23 protein-coding genes are annotated in these 21,109 nt (G+C 57.1%); 11 read left to right on the forward strand and 12 right to left on the reverse strand.

Features of this window, described 5'->3' with window-relative positions; all coding sequences use genetic code 11:
• Positions 1-19: 19 nt before the first annotated feature.
• Together C7436_RS07285 and C7436_RS07290 are read right to left on the reverse strand one after the other, a co-directional pair.
• Positions 20-571 carry a DUF1415 domain-containing protein gene (locus C7436_RS07285; RefSeq protein ID WP_022991485.1) on the reverse strand — a complete coding sequence of 184 codons (552 nt, stop codon included), beginning with the start codon at positions 569-571 and terminating at the stop codon, positions 20-22.
• Complete coding sequence (locus C7436_RS07290; RefSeq protein ID WP_121207215.1) at positions 568-2,154, reverse strand: ABC-F family ATPase; 1,587 nt, start codon at positions 2,152-2,154, stop codon at positions 568-570. The genes C7436_RS07285 and C7436_RS07290 overlap by 4 nt, the downstream gene beginning before the upstream one ends.
• A gap of 180 nt (positions 2,155-2,334) precedes the next feature.
• Here C7436_RS07290 and C7436_RS07300 point away from each other — a divergent pair, with 180 nt between their 5' ends.
• Positions 2,335-2,613, forward strand: a complete 279-nt coding sequence (locus tag C7436_RS07300; protein ID WP_008939100.1) for a peptidylprolyl isomerase — start codon at positions 2,335-2,337, stop codon at positions 2,611-2,613.
• Positions 2,614-2,670: 57 nt separating this feature from the next.
• On the opposite strand, the gene C7436_RS07305 is transcribed toward C7436_RS07300, so the two are convergent.
• Positions 2,671-3,498 (reverse strand): DUF2059 domain-containing protein, encoded by an 828-nt coding sequence (locus tag C7436_RS07305; protein ID WP_121207217.1) that lies wholly within the window; start codon positions 3,496-3,498, stop codon positions 2,671-2,673.
• 90 nt (positions 3,499-3,588) lie between these two features.
• On the opposite strand from C7436_RS07305, the gene C7436_RS07310 reads away from it, so the two are divergent.
• Positions 3,589-4,317, forward strand: a complete 729-nt coding sequence (locus tag C7436_RS07310) for a transglycosylase SLT domain-containing protein (protein ID WP_228198074.1) — start codon at positions 3,589-3,591, stop codon at positions 4,315-4,317.
• 1 nt (position 4,318) lies between these two features.
• On the opposite strand, the gene C7436_RS07315 is transcribed toward C7436_RS07310, so the two are convergent.
• Positions 4,319-5,218: a LysR family transcriptional regulator gene (locus C7436_RS07315; RefSeq protein ID WP_031210210.1), complete on the reverse strand. Its 900-nt coding sequence runs from the start codon at positions 5,216-5,218 to the stop codon at positions 4,319-4,321.
• A gap of 127 nt (positions 5,219-5,345) precedes the next feature.
• Here C7436_RS07315 and C7436_RS07320 point away from each other — a divergent pair, with 127 nt between their 5' ends.
• On the forward strand, positions 5,346-5,540 hold the full coding sequence (locus C7436_RS07320; RefSeq protein ID WP_014422246.1) for a hypothetical protein: 195 nt from the start codon (positions 5,346-5,348) through the stop codon (positions 5,538-5,540).
• Between the two features lie 85 nt (positions 5,541-5,625).
• On the opposite strand, the gene C7436_RS07325 is transcribed toward C7436_RS07320, so the two are convergent.
• Positions 5,626-7,308, reverse strand: a complete 1,683-nt coding sequence (locus tag C7436_RS07325; protein WP_014422247.1) for an AMP-binding protein — start codon at positions 7,306-7,308, stop codon at positions 5,626-5,628.
• Positions 7,309-7,623: 315 nt separating this feature from the next.
• Positions 7,624-8,052 carry an Lrp/AsnC family transcriptional regulator gene (locus C7436_RS07330; RefSeq protein WP_014422248.1) on the reverse strand — a complete coding sequence of 143 codons (429 nt, stop codon included), beginning with the start codon at positions 8,050-8,052 and terminating at the stop codon, positions 7,624-7,626.
• A 115-nt stretch (positions 8,053-8,167) separates the two neighbouring features.
• Between C7436_RS07330 and C7436_RS07335 the strand changes: the two genes are divergently transcribed.
• Complete coding sequence (locus C7436_RS07335; protein WP_121207219.1) at positions 8,168-9,268, forward strand: arginine N-succinyltransferase; 1,101 nt, start codon at positions 8,168-8,170, stop codon at positions 9,266-9,268.
• A complete protein-coding gene (locus C7436_RS07340; RefSeq protein ID WP_121207220.1) occupies positions 9,258-10,058 on the forward strand; it encodes a DUF1338 domain-containing protein in 801 nt (266 codons plus the stop codon). The genes C7436_RS07335 and C7436_RS07340 overlap by 11 nt, the downstream gene beginning before the upstream one ends.
• A gap of 12 nt (positions 10,059-10,070) precedes the next feature.
• On the opposite strand, the gene C7436_RS07345 is transcribed toward C7436_RS07340, so the two are convergent.
• Positions 10,071-10,730 (reverse strand): protein-L-isoaspartate(D-aspartate) O-methyltransferase, encoded by a 660-nt coding sequence (locus C7436_RS07345; protein WP_121207222.1) that lies wholly within the window; start codon positions 10,728-10,730, stop codon positions 10,071-10,073.
• A gap of 176 nt (positions 10,731-10,906) precedes the next feature.
• Here C7436_RS07345 and C7436_RS07350 point away from each other — a divergent pair, with 176 nt between their 5' ends.
• The gene (locus tag C7436_RS07350) at positions 10,907-11,572 is read left to right on the forward strand and encodes an AbiTii domain-containing protein (protein WP_121207224.1); all 666 of its coding nucleotides are present in this window, start codon (positions 10,907-10,909) and stop codon (positions 11,570-11,572) included.
• Positions 11,573-11,734: 162 nt separating this feature from the next.
• Positions 11,735-13,417 (forward strand): L,D-transpeptidase family protein, encoded by a 1,683-nt coding sequence (locus C7436_RS07355; protein WP_121207225.1) that lies wholly within the window; start codon positions 11,735-11,737, stop codon positions 13,415-13,417.
• An 86-nt stretch (positions 13,418-13,503) separates the two neighbouring features.
• On the opposite strand, the gene C7436_RS07360 is transcribed toward C7436_RS07355, so the two are convergent.
• From C7436_RS07360 to C7436_RS07370, 3 genes are read right to left on the reverse strand one after another with little or no spacing between them, the layout of a single operon-like run.
• Entirely contained in the window at positions 13,504-15,030 is a 1,527-nt protein-coding gene (locus C7436_RS07360) for a tripartite tricarboxylate transporter permease (protein WP_011786337.1), read from the reverse strand.
• A complete protein-coding gene (locus C7436_RS07365) occupies positions 15,030-15,476 on the reverse strand; it encodes a tripartite tricarboxylate transporter TctB family protein (RefSeq protein ID WP_011786338.1) in 447 nt (148 codons plus the stop codon). The genes C7436_RS07360 and C7436_RS07365 overlap by 1 nt, the downstream gene beginning before the upstream one ends.
• Positions 15,473-16,450, reverse strand: coding sequence for a Bug family tripartite tricarboxylate transporter substrate binding protein (locus tag C7436_RS07370; protein ID WP_011786339.1), 978 nt, complete (start codon positions 16,448-16,450; stop codon positions 15,473-15,475). Before C7436_RS07370 ends, C7436_RS07365 begins: the two co-directional genes overlap by 4 nt.
• A gap of 267 nt (positions 16,451-16,717) precedes the next feature.
• On the opposite strand from C7436_RS07370, the gene C7436_RS07375 reads away from it, so the two are divergent.
• The 4 genes from C7436_RS07375 to C7436_RS07390 all read left to right on the forward strand — a co-directional run bounded on the left by C7436_RS07375 (position 16,718) and on the right by C7436_RS07390 (position 19,808).
• A complete protein-coding gene (locus C7436_RS07375; RefSeq protein WP_458367882.1) occupies positions 16,718-18,304 on the forward strand; it encodes an ATP-binding protein in 1,587 nt (528 codons plus the stop codon).
• Positions 18,301-18,987 (forward strand): response regulator, encoded by a 687-nt coding sequence (locus C7436_RS07380; RefSeq protein WP_121207229.1) that lies wholly within the window; start codon positions 18,301-18,303, stop codon positions 18,985-18,987. Before C7436_RS07375 ends, C7436_RS07380 begins: the two co-directional genes overlap by 4 nt.
• Before the next feature lie 56 nt (positions 18,988-19,043).
• Positions 19,044-19,502, forward strand: a complete 459-nt coding sequence (locus C7436_RS07385; protein WP_114434136.1) for a hypothetical protein — start codon at positions 19,044-19,046, stop codon at positions 19,500-19,502.
• A gap of 129 nt (positions 19,503-19,631) precedes the next feature.
• The gene (locus C7436_RS07390) at positions 19,632-19,808 is read left to right on the forward strand and encodes a DUF1328 domain-containing protein (RefSeq protein WP_011786343.1); all 177 of its coding nucleotides are present in this window, start codon (positions 19,632-19,634) and stop codon (positions 19,806-19,808) included.
• 2 nt (positions 19,809-19,810) lie between these two features.
• Here C7436_RS07390 and C7436_RS07395 read toward each other — a convergent pair whose 3' ends face one another.
• Positions 19,811-20,707: a DMT family transporter gene (locus C7436_RS07395; RefSeq protein ID WP_121207231.1), complete on the reverse strand. Its 897-nt coding sequence runs from the start codon at positions 20,705-20,707 to the stop codon at positions 19,811-19,813.
• A gap of 95 nt (positions 20,708-20,802) precedes the next feature.
• The gene (locus tag C7436_RS07400) at positions 20,803-21,042 is read right to left on the reverse strand and encodes a TIGR02647 family protein (RefSeq protein ID WP_011786345.1); all 240 of its coding nucleotides are present in this window, start codon (positions 21,040-21,042) and stop codon (positions 20,803-20,805) included.
• Between the last annotated feature and the right edge of the window lie 67 nt (positions 21,043-21,109).

Consider the following 21,109-nt stretch of genomic DNA (forward strand, 5'->3'; position numbering starts at 1 on the left):
AACTCAGAGGCTCGGAATGTCAGGTTTCGGCGTCGGTGCACCGTTTCAGAATAGTACGCATCTTCTGCACACCGAGCTCATTCATCAACGCAATATTCCGGTCGGGAATACCATCTACGTCCGGATAGTGATCAATAGCCGCTTCCAGGCTTGCTTCCCGCAACAGGTGCAGCATGGGGTACGGTGATCGATTGGTGTAGTTTTCCGCGGCCTCTGCATCGGTGCCGGCGAACTGATAGTCCGGATGGAAACTGGCAACCTGAAAGACACCTTCCAGCTCCAGATAGCTCAGCAAGGCATCCGCGGCATCGAGAAATTCGTTGTAGGCGAAAAAATCTTGCAACACACCAGGATGGATCAACAACGTGGTTTCGACGTCCGGCTCATCTTCCAGGCGCTGCAACTCTGACTGCAACGCCTGTAGCAGCTCATCCTCATTCTCCGCCTCGCTGACGACAAAACGCACGCGGTTCTTGACCAACTCGCGCTTGGCGAAGGGGCAGAGGTTGTAACCAACCACCACTTCTTCAACCCATTGCCGGCTGGCGCTTACAACCTGTGATTCATTCATAGGTAGCCCTGGCTCCGAAGATAATCGTCATAGGAGCCACTGAAGTCAGTCACCCCATCAGCTGTGAGCTCAATAATCCGCGTCGCCAGCGAAGAGACAAACTCACGATCATGGCTTACGAAAATCAGCGTTCCCGGATAGTTCTCCAACGCCAGGTTCAAAGCCTCGATAGACTCCATATCCAGGTGGTTGGTGGGCTCGTCCATCAGCATCACATTCGGTTTCTGAAGGATCAGTTTGCCGAACAGCATGCGGCCCTGCTCACCCCCCGAGATTACCTTTACAGACTTGCCAATATCATCACCGGAAAACAGCATTCGCCCCAGCGTGCCGCGCACTAATTGTTCGCCGCCGGTGGTCCATTGCGCCATCCAGTCGGTGAGGGTCTCGTCGCGGGCAAAATCCGCGGTGTGGTCCTGGGCGAAATATCCAACCTCGGCACTGTCGGTCCACTTCACCTCGCCGGCATCCGGCTCATAAGCGCCAGCCAGGCATTGCAGGAGTGTGGTTTTACCAATCCCGTTCGGGCCAATAACAGCCACGCGTTCTCCCGCCTCAATCTGCAGATCCAGGTTTTTGAACAAGGGGCCTTCATCGAAGCCCTTGGTCAGACCTTTCAGAGTCACGGCCTGACGATGCAGCTTCTTGCCCTGCTCGAAGCGGATAAAGGGACTCACGCGGCTTGAGGGCTTCACCTCTTCCAACTGGATCTTGTCGATCTGACGGGCGCGAGAGGTGGCCTGTTTGGCCTTGGAGGCGTTGGCGGAGAAGCGGCTGACGAACTGCTGCAATTCCGCAATCTGGGCTTTTTTCTTGGCGTTGTCCGCCAGCATGCGCTCTCGGGCCTGGGTGGCGGCGGTCATGTATTCGTCGTAGTTGCCGGGGAACAGACGCAGCTCACCATAATCCAGGTCCGCCATGTGGGTACATACACTGTTCAGAAAGTGACGGTCGTGAGAGATGATGATCATGGTGCTGTTGCGGGCCACCAGAATGTTTTCCAGCCAGCGGATGGTGTTGATGTCCAGGTGGTTGGTGGGCTCATCCAGCAACAGTACGTCGGGGTCAGAAAACAGAGCCTGTGCCAGCAGCACACGCAGTTTCCAGCCCGGCGCCAGAGCACTCATGGGGCCGTTGTGCTGCTCCAGAGGAATATCCAGGCCCAGCAGCAACTCACCGGCTCGGGATTCCGCGGTGTAGCCATCCATTTCGGCAAACTGCACCTCCAGGTCTGCCACGGCCATACCGTCTTCCTCACTCATCTCTGGCAGCGAATAAATGCGGTCCCGCTCTTTTTTCACATTCCAGAGTTCTTCGTGGCCCATAATCACAGTGTCCATCACTGAGCACTGTTCATAGGCAAACTGATCCTGACGGAGCTTACCCAGCCGGGTATTCGGTTCCAGCATGACCTGGCCCGCCGATGGCTCCAGATCACCACCCAGAATTTTCATCAGGGTGGATTTACCACAACCATTCGCCCCGATCAGGCCGTAACGGTTGCCGTTGCCAAATTTGGCCGACACATTTTCAAACAGGGGCCTGGCCCCGAACTGCATGGTGAGATTGGCGGTGGAGATCAAGAAACAAACCTGTCGAAGTAGAGGCCGACGAGAGCCGGCGAAAAGAAAGCCGGCATTGTACAGGTTTGCACCAGAGACTGTGAGGCCGCAGAAACACGGACAAAAACCACTTGCCTCAGGGCGCCGCTGCGGGCAGCATTCCGGTCTGTGTTCCATTCACCCAACGACAGGAAATTGATCATGGCACAAGCAACCGCACGCCACATTCTGGTAGACAGTGAAGCCAAGTGTGAGGAACTGAAGAAAGCTATCGAAGGTGGCCAGGATTTCGCCGAAGTCGCCAAGCAGCACTCATCCTGCCCTTCCGGCCGTAACGGCGGCGACCTGGGTTCTTTCGGGCCGGGCCAGATGGTTCCGGAGTTCGACAAAGCCGTTTTCAACAGCGAGCTCAATACTGTGATCGGCCCCATCAAGACCCAGTTTGGCTACCACCTGCTGGAAGTCACCAGCCGCAGCTGATCCGATGATCGGCCCGGCCGGTGTTCGGAATATCTCCGACGCCGGCCGGAGTGCGTCCTATTCCGACCCCGCCGGCGGTGCCATAAACCTCGATATCTGCCGTCCTATGCTTTCCACCGGCTCCATGATCGCCTGCTGAATACTGCTGGTCACAACCTGAGAAAACTGCTTACCAGCGGGGCTTTCGAGGAACTCCAGGTACAGTGCCAGCTCCTGGGCGCTCATCTTGTCGTAGGTATAAAGATAGCTGTCGTAGACCTGCTGGCCAACCACACCCCGAAGCATTCCTCGCTGGTTTTCGATACGGCGCTCCAACTGCTCGTAGTGCATTGATTCGCTGCTGAGCGCCGACATGGCAGTGGCCAACCCCAACTGAACAGCAATGGTGGTATCCACCGCTCTTTCGGTTGCCCGGGCGGCCCGGTCGAATCGATCGAACATCTCGGCTTTGGGAGTGCCTTTGTACTTTCGATTCAATTCCGGCGCGCTGGCCTGTATCTGCGGCCAGGCTTCCGGCGCCGAGGCGGCAATCTCTGCGCTCGAAATTTTTCGGGCGACGGGTGTCCGGTACCACTCACTTACCGCCTGAAGCTGTTCGTCCGTGAGCTGTGCTTGCAGATCGGTAATGATCTGCTGCTCAATTTTGTCGGCGCTGAAACTGCTGCTCACAACATAGCCAACGGTATCCGCCACCATGGGCGGCACCTGACCGCGTTGTTTCAGCCCTTCCCGAATACCCTGGCTTAGCATCGCCGGGTATTGCTCAACAATGTCGTCAATCGGGGAGGCTTCGAGCACGCTGGCGGCATCCGGGGCCGCCTGAGCTGAGCCCACGCCAAGCATGGCAACGACTAAAACAGTTTTAACTAGGGCCAATCGCTTCATTTACCTATCATCCTGACTAATGCAATGACTCTCTTATGCCATGGGCCCAAGGCTGGCAGCAAGCAATCCAGGGGTTCAGGAGATGACAGTTTGGTAGGAATACGCAACAGGTCAGGCCGAAAGAAAAAGAGCCGCCATAAGGCTGAAAAAGCACGCTGGCTTCGCCTGGCCAAATGGTATGGGCCACCGGTGGCCGGCCTACTGATCGGGATCTGGGCCACGCTCCGCTTCAGCCTGCTGGCTCCGGATCCCCCGGCGAGACCGGAAAACCTTTGCGACATTTTCCGGGAGCATCCGGTCTGGTACGACTATGCCAGCGCGTCACAACAACGTTGGGGAACCCCCATTGCCACCCAGATGGCCTTTGTCTATTACGAATCATCGTTTCGAAGCCATGCCAGACCACCGCGTACCCGGCTATGGGGTCTGATTCCGTGGGCAAGACCAACCACAGCCTTCGGATACGCCCAGGCCCTTGATCCAGCCTGGCAGGAATACCTGGCAGCAAACGATGGTGACTGGCTGACGGTGCGCAGCGATATGCAGTATGCCCTGGATTTCGTCGGCTGGTATAACCGCCTGAGCCACCAGCAACTGGGTATCCCCTATACCGCCCCGAGGGAACTGTACCTGGCCTACCATGAAGGCAGAACCGGCTATGCCCGGCGCTCCTTCGACCGCAAGCCGCAGCTTCAGGCCCTGGCCAGCCGGGTCCGGGCCAGGGCTTACCGCTACCACAACCAGTTGCAGCAGTGCGAAGCGGAGTTCCAGTGCTGGCGCTGGTACCAGTTCTGGCCGTTCTGCTCGGCTGAAGACTGAGCTACAGGGCTCCCGAAATCTCGATCACCGACTCCAGACCCTGCAAGCGCTCTACCAGAAACTCCATGACCATTCTGACCCGGGCCATCTGCTGGGTATCCTGGTTTACATGGAGCCAGAGGTCGATGCTTTCGCCCTCCAGAGGATCGGACAGCCGCCGCAATTCCCTGGTGGCGTCGCCCAGGTAACAGGGCAGCACCGCCAGGCCTGCCCCGGCCCGGGCAAGGGCATGCATGGACTGCAGGCTATTGCAGCGAATCACCGACGTGACATTTTTCAGCTGTTTGCGGTACCAGCGCCCCGTTGCCAGGTGGCTGAAGGATTCGTCTGGCAGTATCCAGGTACAGCCTTCCGGCTGATTCTCAATATCCATGTTCCGGTGCCGGCGGCAGTATTTTGCTGCGCCATAGACCGCGGATTCGATTGCGGCAATCCGTTCACCCTCCAGCGTTGCCTGGGGCTTGTTCTCCGGCCGAAGGGTAAGGTCGGCTTCCCGGTGGCTGAGATTAGCCACATCGTTATCGGTGAGAACTTCCAGCTCAATCTCGGGATAGGTGCGCACCATCTCGGCCAGAATCGGGCTGAGCAGTTCATTCATCATCACGTCTTCAGCGGCCACACGAACCTTGCCAACCGGTGCGGAATCATCCCCCACCAGTTTGCGCTCAAGGTTTTCCATATCGGTAGCCAGCCGTTCAGCCTCCCGAAAGGCCATTTCTCCCACGGGGGTGAGCTGCAATCCGCTCTGGTTACGCTCAAAAAACTGCACCCCCAGCGACTCTTCCATCTGATCAAGTCGCCGTAAAACAGTCGTTTGGTGAACACCCAGAATTTCACCGGCTTTTGCAAGCGTTCCGCCTATTGCAAGGGCCCTTATATATCGAAGATAATCCCAGTCCATAATCACTGCATATTTGCAACAAGGGTACGGATTTTAACGTATTCAAGCTGCAAAAAAGAATCCTTAGAATTGAACGTAAATTAAAGATAGATCGCTAACAATCCACCAGATGAAGGAGGAAGGCGCTATGACTCAGAACCATATCGCAACCGTTAAACCGCTGCCGTCCAGTATCCTCCACAACAGTACTGAGGTCAGGCGCCAGTATACCCGCGCTGCCGCAAGGCAGGCGATGCAGTTTATCAGCCGCAAGGTGCGAATTTTCAATCGCAAGGCGGTAGCCGTGGCGCAGGATATGCCCCAGGTTCAGGGCGGCCACTAAAACAGACTGCACGCCTTTCGGGGTTGCTGAATAAAAAACGCCGGCATGTTTCCATGCCGGCGTTTTTTTGTTCGCTTGTACCTGGTCAGAATTCCCAGATCACTTTGCGTTTCTGCTCGAACCATTCGTCCATCTTGCGGTTGTAGAAATCCTCGATGACATTGCGTTTGATCTTCATGGTGGGTGTGAGCATACCGTTTTCCATGGTCCAGGGTTCACGCACCACGACGACAAAAGCCACCTTTTCGTGGGACTCACATTCCGCATTCACGGAGTCCAGTTCCTCCGCCAGCTCTTGTTCCAGCTCGCTGCGACTGCCTCCCCGCTCCAGTTCATCGCGGGCCTCCTCGGAAAGCAGTACCATCAGGCACGGCTGGGGCTGGTTGGCACCGGCCACACACACCACTTCCGCCTTGGGGTGATTGAACCGGTTCTCGATAGGCACCGGCACCACGTATTTCCCCTTTGAGGTTTTGAACAGGTCCTTAACCCGCCCGGTAATGCGCAGGCATCCATCACGGTCAATTTCACCCATGTCACCGGTTTTGAGAAAACCGTCATCCGTCAGGTCTTCCCGGGTTTTTTCCTCGTTCTTGTAATAACCGAGCATCTGGCCCGGGCTCCTCACCTGAACTTCGCCGCCCTCCCCAATCCGATGTTCAACACCCGGGTTGGCCATTCCAACGGTGCCCACCTTGGCCTGGCCCGGACGGTTGGCATGGGAATAGCCGAAGTTCTCCGACATGCCGTAGACCTCCAGCAACTCCAGACCAAGGCTTCGGTACCAGCCGATGATCTCTGCCGAGAGCGGAGCCGCACCGGTGAGTGCCGCCCGGCAATGATCCAGCCCCAGCTGTTTGAGCACCTTTTTCTTAACCAGCGTGTTCAGAATCGGGATATTGAACAGCAGTTTCTGCTTCTTGGGCGGCAACTTCGCATTCACCCCCAGGTAGAATTTCATCCACAGGCGAGGCACCGAGAAAAACAGGGTTGGCCGGGCCCGCTGCAGATCCTCCTGGAAGGTATCCAGCGAATTGGCAAAGTACAGATGGAAACCGTAATACAGTGACTGGGTCTCCACCGCCGCCCGTTCGGCCACATGGGCCAGGGGCAGATAGGACAACATACGTTCGCTGGCCGACACCGGGAATAGCTGCTGCAGCCCGTCGGCAACCGAGATCATGGTCCGGAAGCTGTGCATCACGCCTTTCGGCCGCCCGGTACTGCCGGAGGTGTAAACAATGGTGGCCAGATCATCGGGATCGGGCAGTTTCGGTTTCGCCGGGGACTGCTCGGCGATAATGTCCTGCCATTTGGGCGTGTCGTCCCGAGGCGATAGCGGCAGCGAGATAATCGGTAATTGCTCGGGAATATGGCCCTTGATGTCATGCCAGCCATCGGCCGTGCCGTCGAGTTTGCCGAGAAACAGCATCTGAGCTTCACTGTGGTCCAGAATATAGGCTGCGGTCTCGCCATTCAGAGTTGGATAGAGCGGCACGCTGACGTGCCCTGCTGCCCAGATGGCCAGATCGGACAGAATCCAGTGGGCGCTGTTTTTGCCCAGAATCCCGATATTGCTTCGCTGAGGCAACCCCAGCGTGTTCAGGTGAGCGGCCATGCGCGACACCTGGTCGGCGGCTTCACGCCAGGTAATATCTTCAACGCGCCCGTCGGGGTATGGCTGGGTCAAAAAAACGTTGTCGGGAGTATGCTCTGCCCAGTAATAAAGGCAATGCAGCGAAGTCTGCTTGTTCGGATCTACGGCCATTGTGCGTCCTTGTTATTGTTTTCTTCCTCTCCATACTAGCCAACTTTCCGACTCCCTCAATAGCAATAACAATCCCGGTGATTGGCCGTTTAGCTCGAATCTGAGACCTGTCACTCAAAATACTTCGTGACATCCGTCAAGTCTGGTCTAGATTGAAAGTTGCAGCGTAAAGATTGTCATCACCTCAGGAGGTCGTTATGAAATCGTCAACGCGCTCTGTTCTGATCTTTCCGGCCTGGGCCCTGATTCTGGTCGGTTCCGGTGCCTTTCTCTACAGCGCCTGGGCAGGCATGCTCGGTTCCTGACCGTTAAACGCTAACGTTTGAAGCGGGTTTCCAGCACGACGGCTGAGTTGGTTCGTTCGACGCCTTCGAGATTGCCGATGTCGTCCAGCACCTTACTTAACTCCTCCAGAGTACGGGCCTGGACAATCGCTATAAGGTCATATTCCCCGCTCACGGCAAATAACTGTGCCACCTGGCTGATACGCTCCAGTTCCGTGTTGGTTCTGGCGGTCAGCTTCTGCCGGACCTTGATAGACACGTGGGCTTCCACCTGCCCTTCCAGATAATCCCCTCCCAGAATCACTGAATAGCCGCGAATGACGCCGCTGGCCTCCAGCCTGGCAATACGATTCTGAATCGTTGATCGGGACACGTGCAGTGCCTTGGCCAGTTCGGTCACACTCGTACGGGCATTGCGCCGGAGCAGGGCAAGCAGTTTCTGATCTCGACTTTCTGTCATTTTGACCCCCAAACCTATCATTTCAACAAAACAATAGATCATTTCGAACATTCTGACACTGCAAATCGGCGGCTTACGCACTCATACTGATAAAAAACAATTTTGAGGTGCCGCCATGATTATTCGCCCGGTTCGTCATGACGACCTGAACGATCTGTACGAGATAGCCTGCGAGTCCGGCCCGGGATTTACTTCCCTGATGCCGGACAAAGACCGGCTATCCCGAAAAATTGAGGGCTCGATTCGCAGCTTCCGCTCACAGGCCGTCGACCACAGCGAACAACGCTACCTGTTTGTGCTTGAAGAGGAAACTTCCGGGCAGATCATGGGTACAACCGGCATTACCTCTGGAACCGGCCGGTCGCAACCGCTTTACCATTTTCGCCACAGCACCCTCACTCATCACTCCAGAGAGTTGGGGCTCCGGCGCTCCGTGGGCGCGCTCACCCGCTGCGTGCACTACCGGAACTGTACGGAGTTCTGTTCACTGTATCTGCGCCCGGCTTTTCGCCGCGCCAATGCCGGCAAATTACTCTCCAAAGTCCGCTTCGCCTTTATCGCCCAACATCTGGACCGCTTTCCGAACCTGGCCATTGCCCAGATGCGGGGTGTGGCTGATGAACACGGCCAGTCGCCCTTCTGGGACTGGCTGCGGGATCACTTTATTGATCTGGATTTCAGCCAGGTCACGCAACTGGCGGGTGCTGGTTCACTGGACTTCGTCGAGGACCTGATGCCTTCATTACCGCTCTATACTCATTTAATGAGCAATCCGGCCCGGGCTGTCATCGGTCAGGTGCATCCGGACACCAGGCCCGCGCTGGCGATGCTCAAGGCAGAGGGGTTCCGCCATCGGGGGCTGGTGGATCTGTTCGATGCCGGCCCCACCGTTGAATGCCGGACAGATGACATCCGCAGTGTCCGGGAAGCTGCACTGATGTCGGTAGAGATCAGCACAACCGGAAACCAACACCTTACAGACACAGGCCGCCCGGTGCTTGTGACTAATACCGGGCTCGAGGGCTTTCGCGCGATGGTTGTGAATACAGACACTCACGCCCTGGCCAGCGGCCGGATCGAGCTTTCAACCAAGCAAGCCGATGCGCTGGACCTCAGTGTGGGCGCATCAGTACGAGCCCTGCCCCTGGGCCAGCAAGCCATTCCGGCGGCCTCAATCCATGTCACAGATTCTGCGGAGGTTCACTATGCACTCTGACGTCGACACCCTGTTTCGCGCGCTCTGGGAAGACTACCGGGCCGTAACACCTTCGGCAGACCGCATTCATGCCCTGCTGGCCGAGCGCGAGAACACCGCCATCGTCAATGATCATATCGCCCTGAGAACCTTCAACCTGGCGCCGGTGGGTCTGGACGCCCTGGCTGCGCATTTCCTGGCTTTAGGTTACCAACCCGGTGGCGAATACCATTTTGAAGCCAAGAAGCTCTATGCCCGGCATTACGAGCACCCGGACCCAGAGGTGCCAAAAGTGTTTATCTCCGAACTGCTGGTCGAACAATGCTCAGACCAGCTGCAAGCGGTGGTGCAGGGTCTGGTAGACCAGATCGACCCGAAAAGAGTGCAGGCTGATGACTTTCTCTACTCAGGTCGACACTGGCATCTGGATTACTCAACCTATCGACAGTTGCTTGAGGAAAGTGAATACGCCGGCTGGCTGGCAGCCTGGGGCTATCGCGCCAACCACTTTACCGTGAGCATAAACCACCTGGACACGATTCACTCGGTACCAGACATCAACACGCTGCTGAAAGAACAGGGCTTTTCCGTGAATGCCAGTGGTGGAGAAGTGAAAGGTTCACCGCAGGACTGCCTGGAACAGTCGTCCACTATGGCCGACCGTGTTACCGCGCACTTTACCGACCAGGACGCAGTCATTCCGAGCTGCTTTTACGAATTTGCCAAGCGCTACCCAATGGCCAACGGCAAACTCTATAGCGGTTTTGTTGCCGCCTCCGCCGATCGGATTTTCGAGAGCACCCATAGTTAAACCAGGGAAGGCTTAAGGCCAGCCTTCCTCACCCAGCAGCGGGACAAAGCGTACATCGCCGTAGCTCGCCTGCTCATACTCGGAATCCGACAGCCGGGTGATGCAGAGCAGTTGCTGAAGGCCGCCCTCTGTGCCCACCGGAATCACCAGCCGCCCGCCGACCGCCAGTTGTTGCTTGAGGGCCGCTGGCACCGCAGGGGCTCCGGCAGCCACGCAGATGCCATCAAATGGTGCTGCCTCTGGCCAGCCTAACGTACCGTCTGCGCATTTCACATGCACCTGGGTGAAGCCTGTTCGGTCCAGATTTTTGCGCGCCTGGGCCGCCAGTTCCGGAATACGCTCAATGGAAAAAACTTCCAGAGCGAGACTGGCCAGGACGGCGGCGGCGTAGCCCGAACCGGTGCCAATATCGAGCACTCGCTCGCGGCCCTTGAGACACAGAGCTTCTGCCATCAGGGCAACGATGTAAGGCTGAGAAATGGTCTGACCCTGGCCAATGGGTACCGGGTGGTCCTCATAAGCCTCGAAGCGCAGATGTTCGGGAACAAACTGCTCTCTGGGCACACGCTCCATGGCCTCCAGCACCCGTCCATCGGAAATACCCCGAGTCACCAGCTGGCACCGGACCATGGCCCGTCGCATATCACTCAGATCCTGTCCGTCTTTGTTCATAAGGTGTCCCTCCTCATGCTTACCTGTCGTTACAAAGGCATAACTTTTTTACAACAGTGCGAACACCCGAGACTGACTACTTTTTAACCACAGGTTACTCCTGATGCCGACACAGGAGAACCAGACAACAACAAAAAGATCAGGGCCCATAAACCGGCCCGAATGGAGCGCAGACCATGTCAACATCCGTGGATCATCTTCAGGAACGTACCCAGGACGCCAGCGACCTGCTAACGGACATCGTACCCTCGGCCATTACGCTCGCCACCATGCTACGCCACCGGAAAATGGCGGCCTGGTTGCGGGAAGAATTTGATGGCTACATCGACAAGGACAAGGCCCCGCCCTACCGACGCGACCTGCCCGGTCACATTGTTGCAAAATCACCCCAGTACGGCTGGATTCCAGCGCCGGTGGATGAGCGCCAGACCGCGGAATACGGTCACCTGGACCTTCCGGAGGGCATCAAGTCCCTGGAGCAGGTGTGCCTGAACTGCAAGAAAGGCAATGGTCATCGGGCGTTGCTGGACAAAGACGACATGGCCCATGTGCAAAAGCAAATCAACCTCAAGGCGGAACTGGCGATCAATCTCAGCCGTGAAGTTTACTGCCGCCTGCTGCGCACCATCCGCTCGGCGATCTACCTGTGGACAGAGTCCCTGGCCGACGCCGGCATGACCGGGGAACACAATCATTACAGCCCGGAAGAACGTAAGACCGTGGAGCACCTGGACACCCCTGAGGCTTTCTGGCGCCAGGCCATGGAACAGGTGGATGAACTGCCTGTGCCCGATGTCAGGGAACTGGGTTTCCTTGAACGTATGTTTGGGCGCGCCGGCTAAGCCCCAGCCATTGCCGCCCGCAGTCTCGGGCGGCAGAAGCCAACCGCGATTTGCCCCTACCGGGATTGAACGATCAGGTTATACTGCCGTCAGATAGACTGCCCAGGCATTACGGACACCACAGGGACAGCCTTTGATCGTACACCGCAATGGAGGCGCAGAATGCAGGAAGCTCGTTACCCACTCACCCTGTACTGGCTTCTCCTGGCTCTGGTGTTTGCGGTTCCGGCCAGGGCCCAGGGCAATGATGGACTGATCAACCGCATTGAAGCCCTGCAGGCTGGTTACCCGGTATCGGTGCTGGAATCCCGGCTATATGCCAAGGAAGCACTGACGCGATTCTACGAAGCCAGAGGGTACACGCTGGCCTGGGAGGACCCGAGCAATCGCAGGGAATTACTCGAAGCCATCCGGGCAGTGGTCGGTGACGGCCTCAGCCCCGGCGACTACCACTACGACACCCTTGCAGCACTCGCCCTGAAAGACCTGAATGACAGTGCCGAGGAATTACAGACCGACCTTGACCTTGTACTCTCGGATGCCTTCCTGCTACTGGCGTCCCACCTGCACCACGGCAAGGTCAACCCCACAACCATCCATGCGGAATGGACCGCCAACCGCCAGCAAAGGGAGATGCAGTCGGTCTTGGCCGAAGCCCTGGCCAGCGGCACCGTCTACACCACCCTGCAGGATCTGAAACCCCGCTCTGCGGCCTACCATCAACTGGTACAACGACGTAAAGCGCTGGGTGAGCTGATCAGCGCAGACTGGCCGGCTATCGTTTCGGGACCAAGTATCCGACCAGGCGATACCGACAACCGCATACCCGACATTCGTCGCCGCCTGGCACTGTTGGGCGACCTCTCCGGCGACTCGCCAGAAGCCTCGAATCACCAACACTACGACGACGCCCTGGCCACTGCGATCCCGTTATTCCAGGCCCGACACGGTCTGGAACCAGATGGAATCGTCGGCCGGGACACCCTGACAGCACTGAACCTGTTGCCCCTGGAACGGATATACCGCCTTGACGCCAACCTGGAACGGTGGCGGTGGTTACCGGAATCCCTGGGAGAAACCTATGTCGTCGTTAACATCGCCGGTTTTGAGCTGGTGCTCGTAGAGAGCGGCGAGCAGGTCCATCGCCAACGGGTAATTGTTGGCAGGCCATACCGGCAGACGCCAGTATTCAGCGATCGCATTCGCTACCTGGTGTTCAGTCCGACCTGGACGGTACCCCGGAAGCTGATGATCGAAGACCAGCTACCGATCATACGGTCAGATCCTGAGTATCTGGAGCGCCTGGGCTTCAAGGTTTTCAGGGGCTGGGGCGCAAACCAGAGCGAGGTCGATCCAGCAGAAATCGACTGGACGGAACTCTCGAAGAACAACTTTCCCTACCAGCTGATTCAGCAACCCGGCCCCCAGAATGCGCTGGGCCAGGTCAAATTCATGTTCCCGAACCAGTACGACATCTACCTCCACGACACACCGGCGCAATCGTTGTTCAGTCGGCTGGAGCGAACCCTGAGCTCCGGCTGCATCCGTCTGGAACGCCCCGTTGAGCTGGCCGAACGATTGCTGGCCAACACCAACGGATGGAACAAAAAGCGAATTGAGCAGACTCTGGCAACCGCCGAACCGGCAACCGTGGTGCTATCGGAACCGGTGCCTGTGTACCTGCAATACTGGACCACCTGGATTGATCCGGCCGGCGTTCTCCAGTTCCGGAACGATGTGTATGATCGTGACCGCCGTTTGCTGCAGGCACTGCGTGCAGATTCTGAGGGCGGACAGTCACTTACACCCAGAGCTGATAATCGTCCCACGGCACGCACGGACTAGCTTCTTGCGGTCATAAAAAAACACCGGGCAAAGCCCGGTGCAAAGACTGACAAAGGCAGCTCGTCAGAAAAGCCTTAAAGATATGGTTAGTCGCTGACAGGGGACTCTTTGATCGCCGCATTCATTCTGCGGCGAAGTAGTGGCCCCACGAGATAAGGCAGTACCAGGCCAAGGCCGGCGACAGTCCATAACCCGATGGCGAGAGGACTCCCCCAAAGAATGCTCCAGTCGCCGTCCGACAGGACCAGAGCATGTCCCAGGTTTTTCTCCATTTCCGGCCCCAGCAACAGGCCCAGAATGATGGGAACCAGAGGAATCTCAAGTTTGCGCAGAAAATAGCCGGCAATACCGAAGGCAATCATGAAATACAGATCGAAGGTGCTGTGGCTGATCGAGTAGATCCCGACAAACGCGACCATCGTGACAATTGGCAGCAGATACATCGGCGGCACAGACAACAACCTTACGAAGAATCCCACCAGCGGAATGTTCAACACCAGCAGGAGGACGTTGCCAATCAGCAGCGCGGCAATAACGCCCCACACAATGTCGGCATTCTGGGTAAACATCAGCGGGCCCGGTGTGATGTTCAGCGAAATCAGCATCGCCAGCAGGACAGCGGTCGTGCCGCTGCCCGGCACACCCAATGTCAGCATGGGGACCAGGGCACCAGAGGATGCCCCGTTGTTACCGGCCTCGGGCGCAACAACGCCCCGGATGTCACCTTCACCAAAACGGCCTTTTTTGCCGACCACCTGTTTTTCCAGGGTGTAGCTGATAAAACTCCCCAGAGAAGCACCCGCCCCCGGCAGCACACCGGAAATAAAGCCGAGAATCCCGCCGCGAAGCTGTGTTGGTATGGTCGTTACCAACTCCTTCAGGCTCAGGCTGAGCTTGCCAACCTGCATTTTCTCTCGCCCTTCCCCCATGCGATGCTCCACGAAAAACAACAACTCGGAGATGGCAAACAGACCCACAATGGCCAGAATGAAATCGATACCTTCATAGAGTTCAAGCACACCGAAGGTATAGCGCTGGGTTCCCGTGGAAATATCGATACCCACCGTGGAAATCATGATCCCCAATGCCGCCGCAATAACCGTCTTCATGGGGTTCTTGCCGGTGATCCCGCCCAATGTGGCAAACGCCAGCAGAAACAGCGCAAAGTACTCGGCAGGGCCGAAGGTAAGGGCAAACCTGGCCAGCACGGGCGCCAGCATGATCAACCCGATGGTCCCGATCAGACCACCCGAGAAAGACGCGATGGCAGAAACCGCCAAGGCATCAGCGGCCCTCCCTTTACGGGCCATCGGGTAGCCATCCAGGCAGGTCATCATCGCCGGTTCATCGCCCGGTATGTTGAGCAGAATGGAGGAGATTCGCCCGCCGTACATGGCGCCTGCATAGACTGCGGTCAACAGAATCATGGCGGTTTCGGGCGGAAGTCCCAGCGTAAACGCCAGTGGTATAAGAATCGCCACACCATTGGCCGGCCCCAGTCCTGGAAGACAACCAATCAGGGTGCCGACAAATGCGCCAAACAGAGCGAACATCAGGTTATACGGAGTCAGCGCTACGGCAAACCCCTCCATCAGAAAGCCAAGGGTTTCCATCAGTGCACCTCCAGCAGGCCAGCCGGCAAGCTCAACGACAACCCATAATTGAACAGGACGAACACCACGACGGCGCTGCCTAAACCGGTAAGAAAGGCCCGTTTAGGCGCTGCTCCCATGCGCCAGCTGAGCGTTCCGACCGCCAAGGTTGTCGCGATGACGAATCCCAGCGGCTCCAGCAACAAGGCATACACCACCAGAACCAACACCGAGACCAGAAGTTCCAGTGCCGATTTACCAACCGGCCACCGGGCATCCGGGTCAGGTTTGATCATCAGATACAGACTTCCGGCCACCAGAACCACCGACAAGATGGTAGGAAAGGTCTCTGGGCCGACCCCCTCAGCGCCACCAAAGGGTTCCGGCCACTGCTGCGCAGCCCAGCCATAAGCCACTGCCAGGACCAGAAGACCCAGGCCGAGAATACGATCACCGAAGCCCGTCATTTGAGTAACCCGATTTCACGAGAGAGTGCTTCAATGTCCTGCACCTGGTTGCGCACGAATTCGTCAAACGCGCTGGCAGGAGGGTGAAACGGAATCAATCCGTTACGGGCCATCACCTGTTTCCATTCTTCGCTGGCGTACAGGGTGTCGACCGCATCTACCCAATACTGCTTGGCGGCTTCATCCGCGTCTTTAGGCATGTAAAAGCCCCGCCAGTTTGGCCCTACCGCATCAATGCCCTGCTCTCTCGCTGTGGGCAGATCACTGAATTTGCCTGGCAAACGTTCATCGGCCAGAACAGCGATCACTCGCAAATCTCCGGACTCCATGAACCCTGTCGCCTCAGACAGATCACCGGTAAACGCATCCACCTGGCCACCCACAACCTGAGTCATGGCTTCACCGCCATTGTTGTAGGACAGATAGGGAATCGATGGGAGTTTTTCCGCACCCGCCGCTTTTGCGGCAATCAGCACCTTCAGGTGGTCCCAGCCACCCCGTGCGCTGCCACCGGCAAACTTGACGGACTTGGGATTGGCCTTCACGGCATCCATCAGTTCTTTGAGGTTCTGATACCTGGAATTCTTGCTTACCGCGATAATCCCGTAGTCGGCACCCAGTGCGCCCACCCAGGTGACCATATCGGCATTCATGCCAGGAAACTGGCCCTGGGCCAGGCGCGTTGTCGTTGCCGTGGAGGCCGCCACCAGCAGCTTGTTATCACCTGCGCGTTTGCTCACGGTATGAGCGTAGGCAACGCCTCCGCCAGCGCCGGCCATATTGACGGTCTGCACTGTTCCATCAACCAGGCTGAGGTCCTGCAGCACATTGCCTACGCTCCGGCAGGTAAAGTCCCAACCGCCTCCGGGATCCGCCGGTGCCAGACACTCAACCTTGCCAGAAGGTTGCCAAGCCATTGCCGAGGTACTGACGGCGGCCGCCGCCACCAAAGAGAGGAATCGTTTGAACATCATTGTGGTCACCTTACTCAGTTGTTTTTGTCATGATCGCCAGGTCACCGGAACAAATGAGGAAGAGCTCTCCGGTGAGGCGATTAAGGGCAGACTAATAGGTGAAACCCGAGACACAGAAGCTTGTGGGCGTAACGCCTTTAAAGGCTTTTTTCTGCATTCTGTGCATAAAGATCACGGGCGGTGGCCGCGAGGATGGATTACCCTGAAAAGCAAACGACAAAAAGCCGTGCTCTATCCGTGTTAAGAAAAACCAAACTGAAAACCCGAATGATCCTGACCCTGGGATTGCTCGGCACCTTGCAAACGGTGCTGATTGGCAGTTTTGCCGGCTATTACCTCAGTGAGTCACTGTATGAGGAAATTGGCGAGCGCGCTCTGATGGTCGCCAAAACCGTTGCCGCCACACCGGCTGTTATCGAGGGCGTCCGCACCAGAAACATCCCTGCGCTCAATCAACTGGCCCGTCGGCTTACCGAAACCAATGAAGCTCTGTTTATTGTCATTGGCGATCACCGGGCAATCCGTCTGGCGCATCCGGACCCGACCCGGATTGGCTATTCGATGGGTGACGACGATGGTGATTACGGCCAACAGGCTCTGCAACACGGCCAGGCGTATGTCGCTCGCGCCAAAGGCAGCCTTGGGGCGTCCATGCGCGGAAAGGCTCCGGTATCCACTCCGGAAACGGGCAAGATCATCGGGATCGTATCGGTGGGTTACAGTCTCGAGCAGGTTGAGAACACCATACGTCGATATAATTTTGTTCTCTATGGTGTTGTCGGCCTAATGCTTTTGTTCACAGTGTTCTCAGCCATCATCATCGCCGGCCGATTCAAGCGTGCCATCTTCGGCCTTGAACCAGAGGAAATCGCCCGGTTGTTCCAGGAGCGTGACGCTACCCTGCAATCCGTTCGTGAAGGCATTATTGCGGTCAATCGGGACGGGATAATAACCACCGCCAACCGGGCAGCCTATGAGACACTGGAACTGCCTGAGAACGAACCTCTCGCAGGCAAGCCCATTCTGGACATTCTGCCGGAAAGCAGCCTGATGTCGGTATTGCAAACCGGACAACCAGACTTCGACCGTGAAGTATGGTTAAGAGGACGACAAATGGTGGTCAATCGCCTGCCAGTTCGCCAGGGTGAGCAGATCATCGGCGTGGTAGCCAGCTTTCGCCGGCGAGATGAGCTTGATCAGGTGAGTAGACAACTCACGCGAATACAGCAGTATGCCGATACCCTTCGCAGCCAGACCCATGAATACTCAAACAAACTTCACACCATCGCCGGACTGATACAGATTGGCGCGACTGAAGAGGCGCTTAATCTGATTGGCAGCGAGGTGAGCGACCATCAGGCGCTGCTGCATCTTCTGCTGGAAGCCGTGCCAGACCCGATTATCGCTGGTTGTCTGCTCGGAAAGTACAATAGGGCGAAGGAAATGGGCCTGCGTCTGGAAATAGACCCTGGCAGCCAGATGGCCGACCTCCCTGCGGAGCTGCCCAGGGATCAGTTGGTCAGCGTTCTCGGCAACCTGATTGACAATGCGCTTGAAGCCACGCTCCACAAGGCAGGCAACGGTGGCCGGGTATCACTGTCGATGACCGACCTGGGGCACGAGCTGATTTTCGAGGTTGAAGACGAGGGCCCCGGAGTTCCCGGGCCGGATCGGGCCCGGATTTTCGAGCGTGGCTTCAGCACCAAAGGTGAGAAACACGGGATCGGCCTGCACCTGGTTCAGCAGTTTCTCGATCGCTGGGGAGGCTCGGTGACGGTTGAAAACCTGTCCCAAGGTGGCAGTCGTTTTACGCTCTACTTACCGAAAACGCCAATGGCGGGAGGACATCCGTGACCACGATCCGACTGCTTATTGTTGAAGACGATCCGAAGATCGCCGAGATTCAACGCCGGTTTGTTGAGCGTGTTGAACAGGTGGAACTTTGTGGCATAGCCCATACCCTGGCCGATGCCAGGGATCTGATCGACGTACTAGAGCCTGAACTGATCCTCCTGGATGTCTACTTTCCCGACGGCAATGGTTTGGACCTGCTCCGGGAATTGAGAGCCCGTGACCGTCGGTCAGACGTCATTCTGATTACCGCAGCCAAAGAGGTAGAAACACTGCGTAGCGCCCTTCGTGGGGGCGTATTCGACTATATTCTGAAACCTCTGGTGTTCGAGCGCCTGCAGGAAGCCATTAACCGCTACCGGGAGCATCTGGACAAGCTACTGGCACTGAACAAGCTCGCCCAGAAAGAGGTCGATGCACTGTTACCCAGAGCCACCACCGACACTGAACCCTCCGTGCCTGAACGGCTGCCGAAAGGTGTCGACAGCCTTACGCTGGACAAAATCAGAGGGGTAGTTGCCACAGGTGGGCACTGGAGCGCGGAAGAAATGGGGGCCGAGATCGGAGCCTCCCGGACAACGGCCCGACGCTATCTGGAATTCCTGGTCGGCACCGGTGAGCTTTGCGCCGAAGTAAACTATGGTAGCGTTGGGCGCCCGGAACGACGCTATTGCCTGAAAGCCTGAAGGCACTCAAGTGGCCCTTATTCTTTACACATTACTGGCACAAGCAGGAGATCCCGATGAAACATCTGATTGCCGCCGGCATCACAGCATTGACGGTGACGTTGACCGGTTGCCAGAACCTTCCAGAAACAAAGGAAGGGGCCAACCGTAATGTTGTTTTTCTCAAGGCCACACACTGCCTGGAGGAACCCGTCGGCGACCAGGATCGTATTCATTTTGGCCCCTGCCTGAAGATTACCGACATCAATGGAGAAGCGCCGACCGTGCGCAGCGACGGCTTTATTGAGCTGCCCGTTGCCCGGCCTGTAACCCTCGGTACCAGCTGTGTCTACCGCCATGCCGATGGCACTCCGATTCCTGCAACCGTGGGCACCGCAGAGTTTCAGGTGGACAGCACCACGTTTCCGGAAGGCGGCCAGCGTTGGTACCTGCATGCCCACGAGCAGGCACGAGGTGTCGTTGGCTGTCAGCCAACACTCTCCACCTCGGTGTTTCCAACCCGAAAAACGGACTGAAAAGAACTCTATTGCGGCGATGGCCAAATGACGGGGCCGTTACCATCCCTCCACAAAACCCGCTAAAAATTGCGTAACTGGAAGCCCTGTGCCACGGTTACAGAGCAACCCTTGAAAGGAGGACACGAAATGCTCTATTGGGCTATTGTTTGTCTCGTAATTGCAGTGATCGCAGGTATTCTGGGTTTTGGCGGTATTGCAGGCACAGCAGCCGGCTTCGCGAAGATACTGTTTTTCGTCTTTCTGGTGCTTCTGGTGGTGTCGCTGGTCGTTAACGCCCTGCGCGGTAAGGGGCCAAAGGTATAGCATCAGCGATTTAACGGTCGTGGCCCTCCAGTAACCACGAGGGCCACCCCGGCTACCGCCACCACTCCCCCGGCAATGGCCAACGGCCCCAACCGCTCATTGAACAGAATAAAGGCTTCCAGAGCCGTTACCGGTGGCACCAGATAAAACAGACTGGCCACCTGCGAAGCCGCACCACGACGAATAAGCCACATCAAAATCAGAATGGCACTTACCGACAGCCCGAACACCAGCCATCCCAGCGCCAGACTGAATTGCACTGTCCATTCGATGTGCCGTGTCTCCAGCATAAAAGCACCAATCGCGAAGAACGCTGCAGCCGCTGTGTACTGAATCATGGTGCCAGATATCAGGTCCACTCCGGTTCCGAAGCGCTTCTGATAGACCGTACCCAGGGAAATGCCGATCAACGACAAGCCTGCCCACAGAATGGTGACCGGTGAAAAACTACCGCCATTGGCACCGCTGCCCAACTTTTCCGCCAGCACCAACGCCACTCCGGCCAGCCCCATGACCAGCCCCAGCCACTGCCTGCCAGCAACCGACTCCCGCAGAATCAGAACGGCTGCCAGCGCTGTTACCAGCGGTTGCAAACCAACAATCAGTGAGACCAGGCCCGAGGGCATGCCCTGATCGATGGCATAGAACACCCCGCCCAGATAGGTTCCCTGCACCAACAACCCGGTAATCGCCAGATGCCCGGCCCCACGCCAGCCCGGCCAACGGGATTTCATGGCCAAGGCGAGAATAGCCAACGGCACCAGCGTCAGCAGCATACGGATCAGCAGCAGGGTAAAGGGTTCCGCATAAGGCAGACCATACTTGGCGCCTATGAACCCGGTACTCCACAACCAGACAAACAGGGCGGGCACAAAAAAGGAGTAATAGATCGGTGGCATAAGTCCTGGCAGAGGCTGGAAAAAGAGCCTCGACTATACCCGGCCAATCAGGCCGGGAACAGGTACAGCCTTGCCATTACAGAGCCACAGTCACCCTATGGGGCGGTGAGCATTGTCTGAAGCTTCTGGGTAAACTCCACCGCTTCGCAACCAAGCGGCGTCAGGTAACCACCATCCTTCTGGCTTATCAGCCCCTTGGCAAACAGGGATTCCGCCGCGCGCAGCGTTTCCGGCGCCGCACTGTGAGCGTGCACCTTGATGCCCTCCTGGGTAGAGGCGGACGGAAACTGCAGCAACAGGTTCAGCTCAGCAAGGTGGTTCGGAGAGAACGGCATAAAAGCTCCTTATCGTCAGCGTTCTCTGCAGTTTAGCCCAAACAGTCGTGGACCGAAGCGGAATCAC

Origin of the sequence: Marinobacter nauticus (assembly GCF_003634635.1) — a bacterium.
Classification (GTDB): domain Bacteria; phylum Pseudomonadota; class Gammaproteobacteria; order Pseudomonadales; family Oleiphilaceae; genus Marinobacter; species Marinobacter nauticus.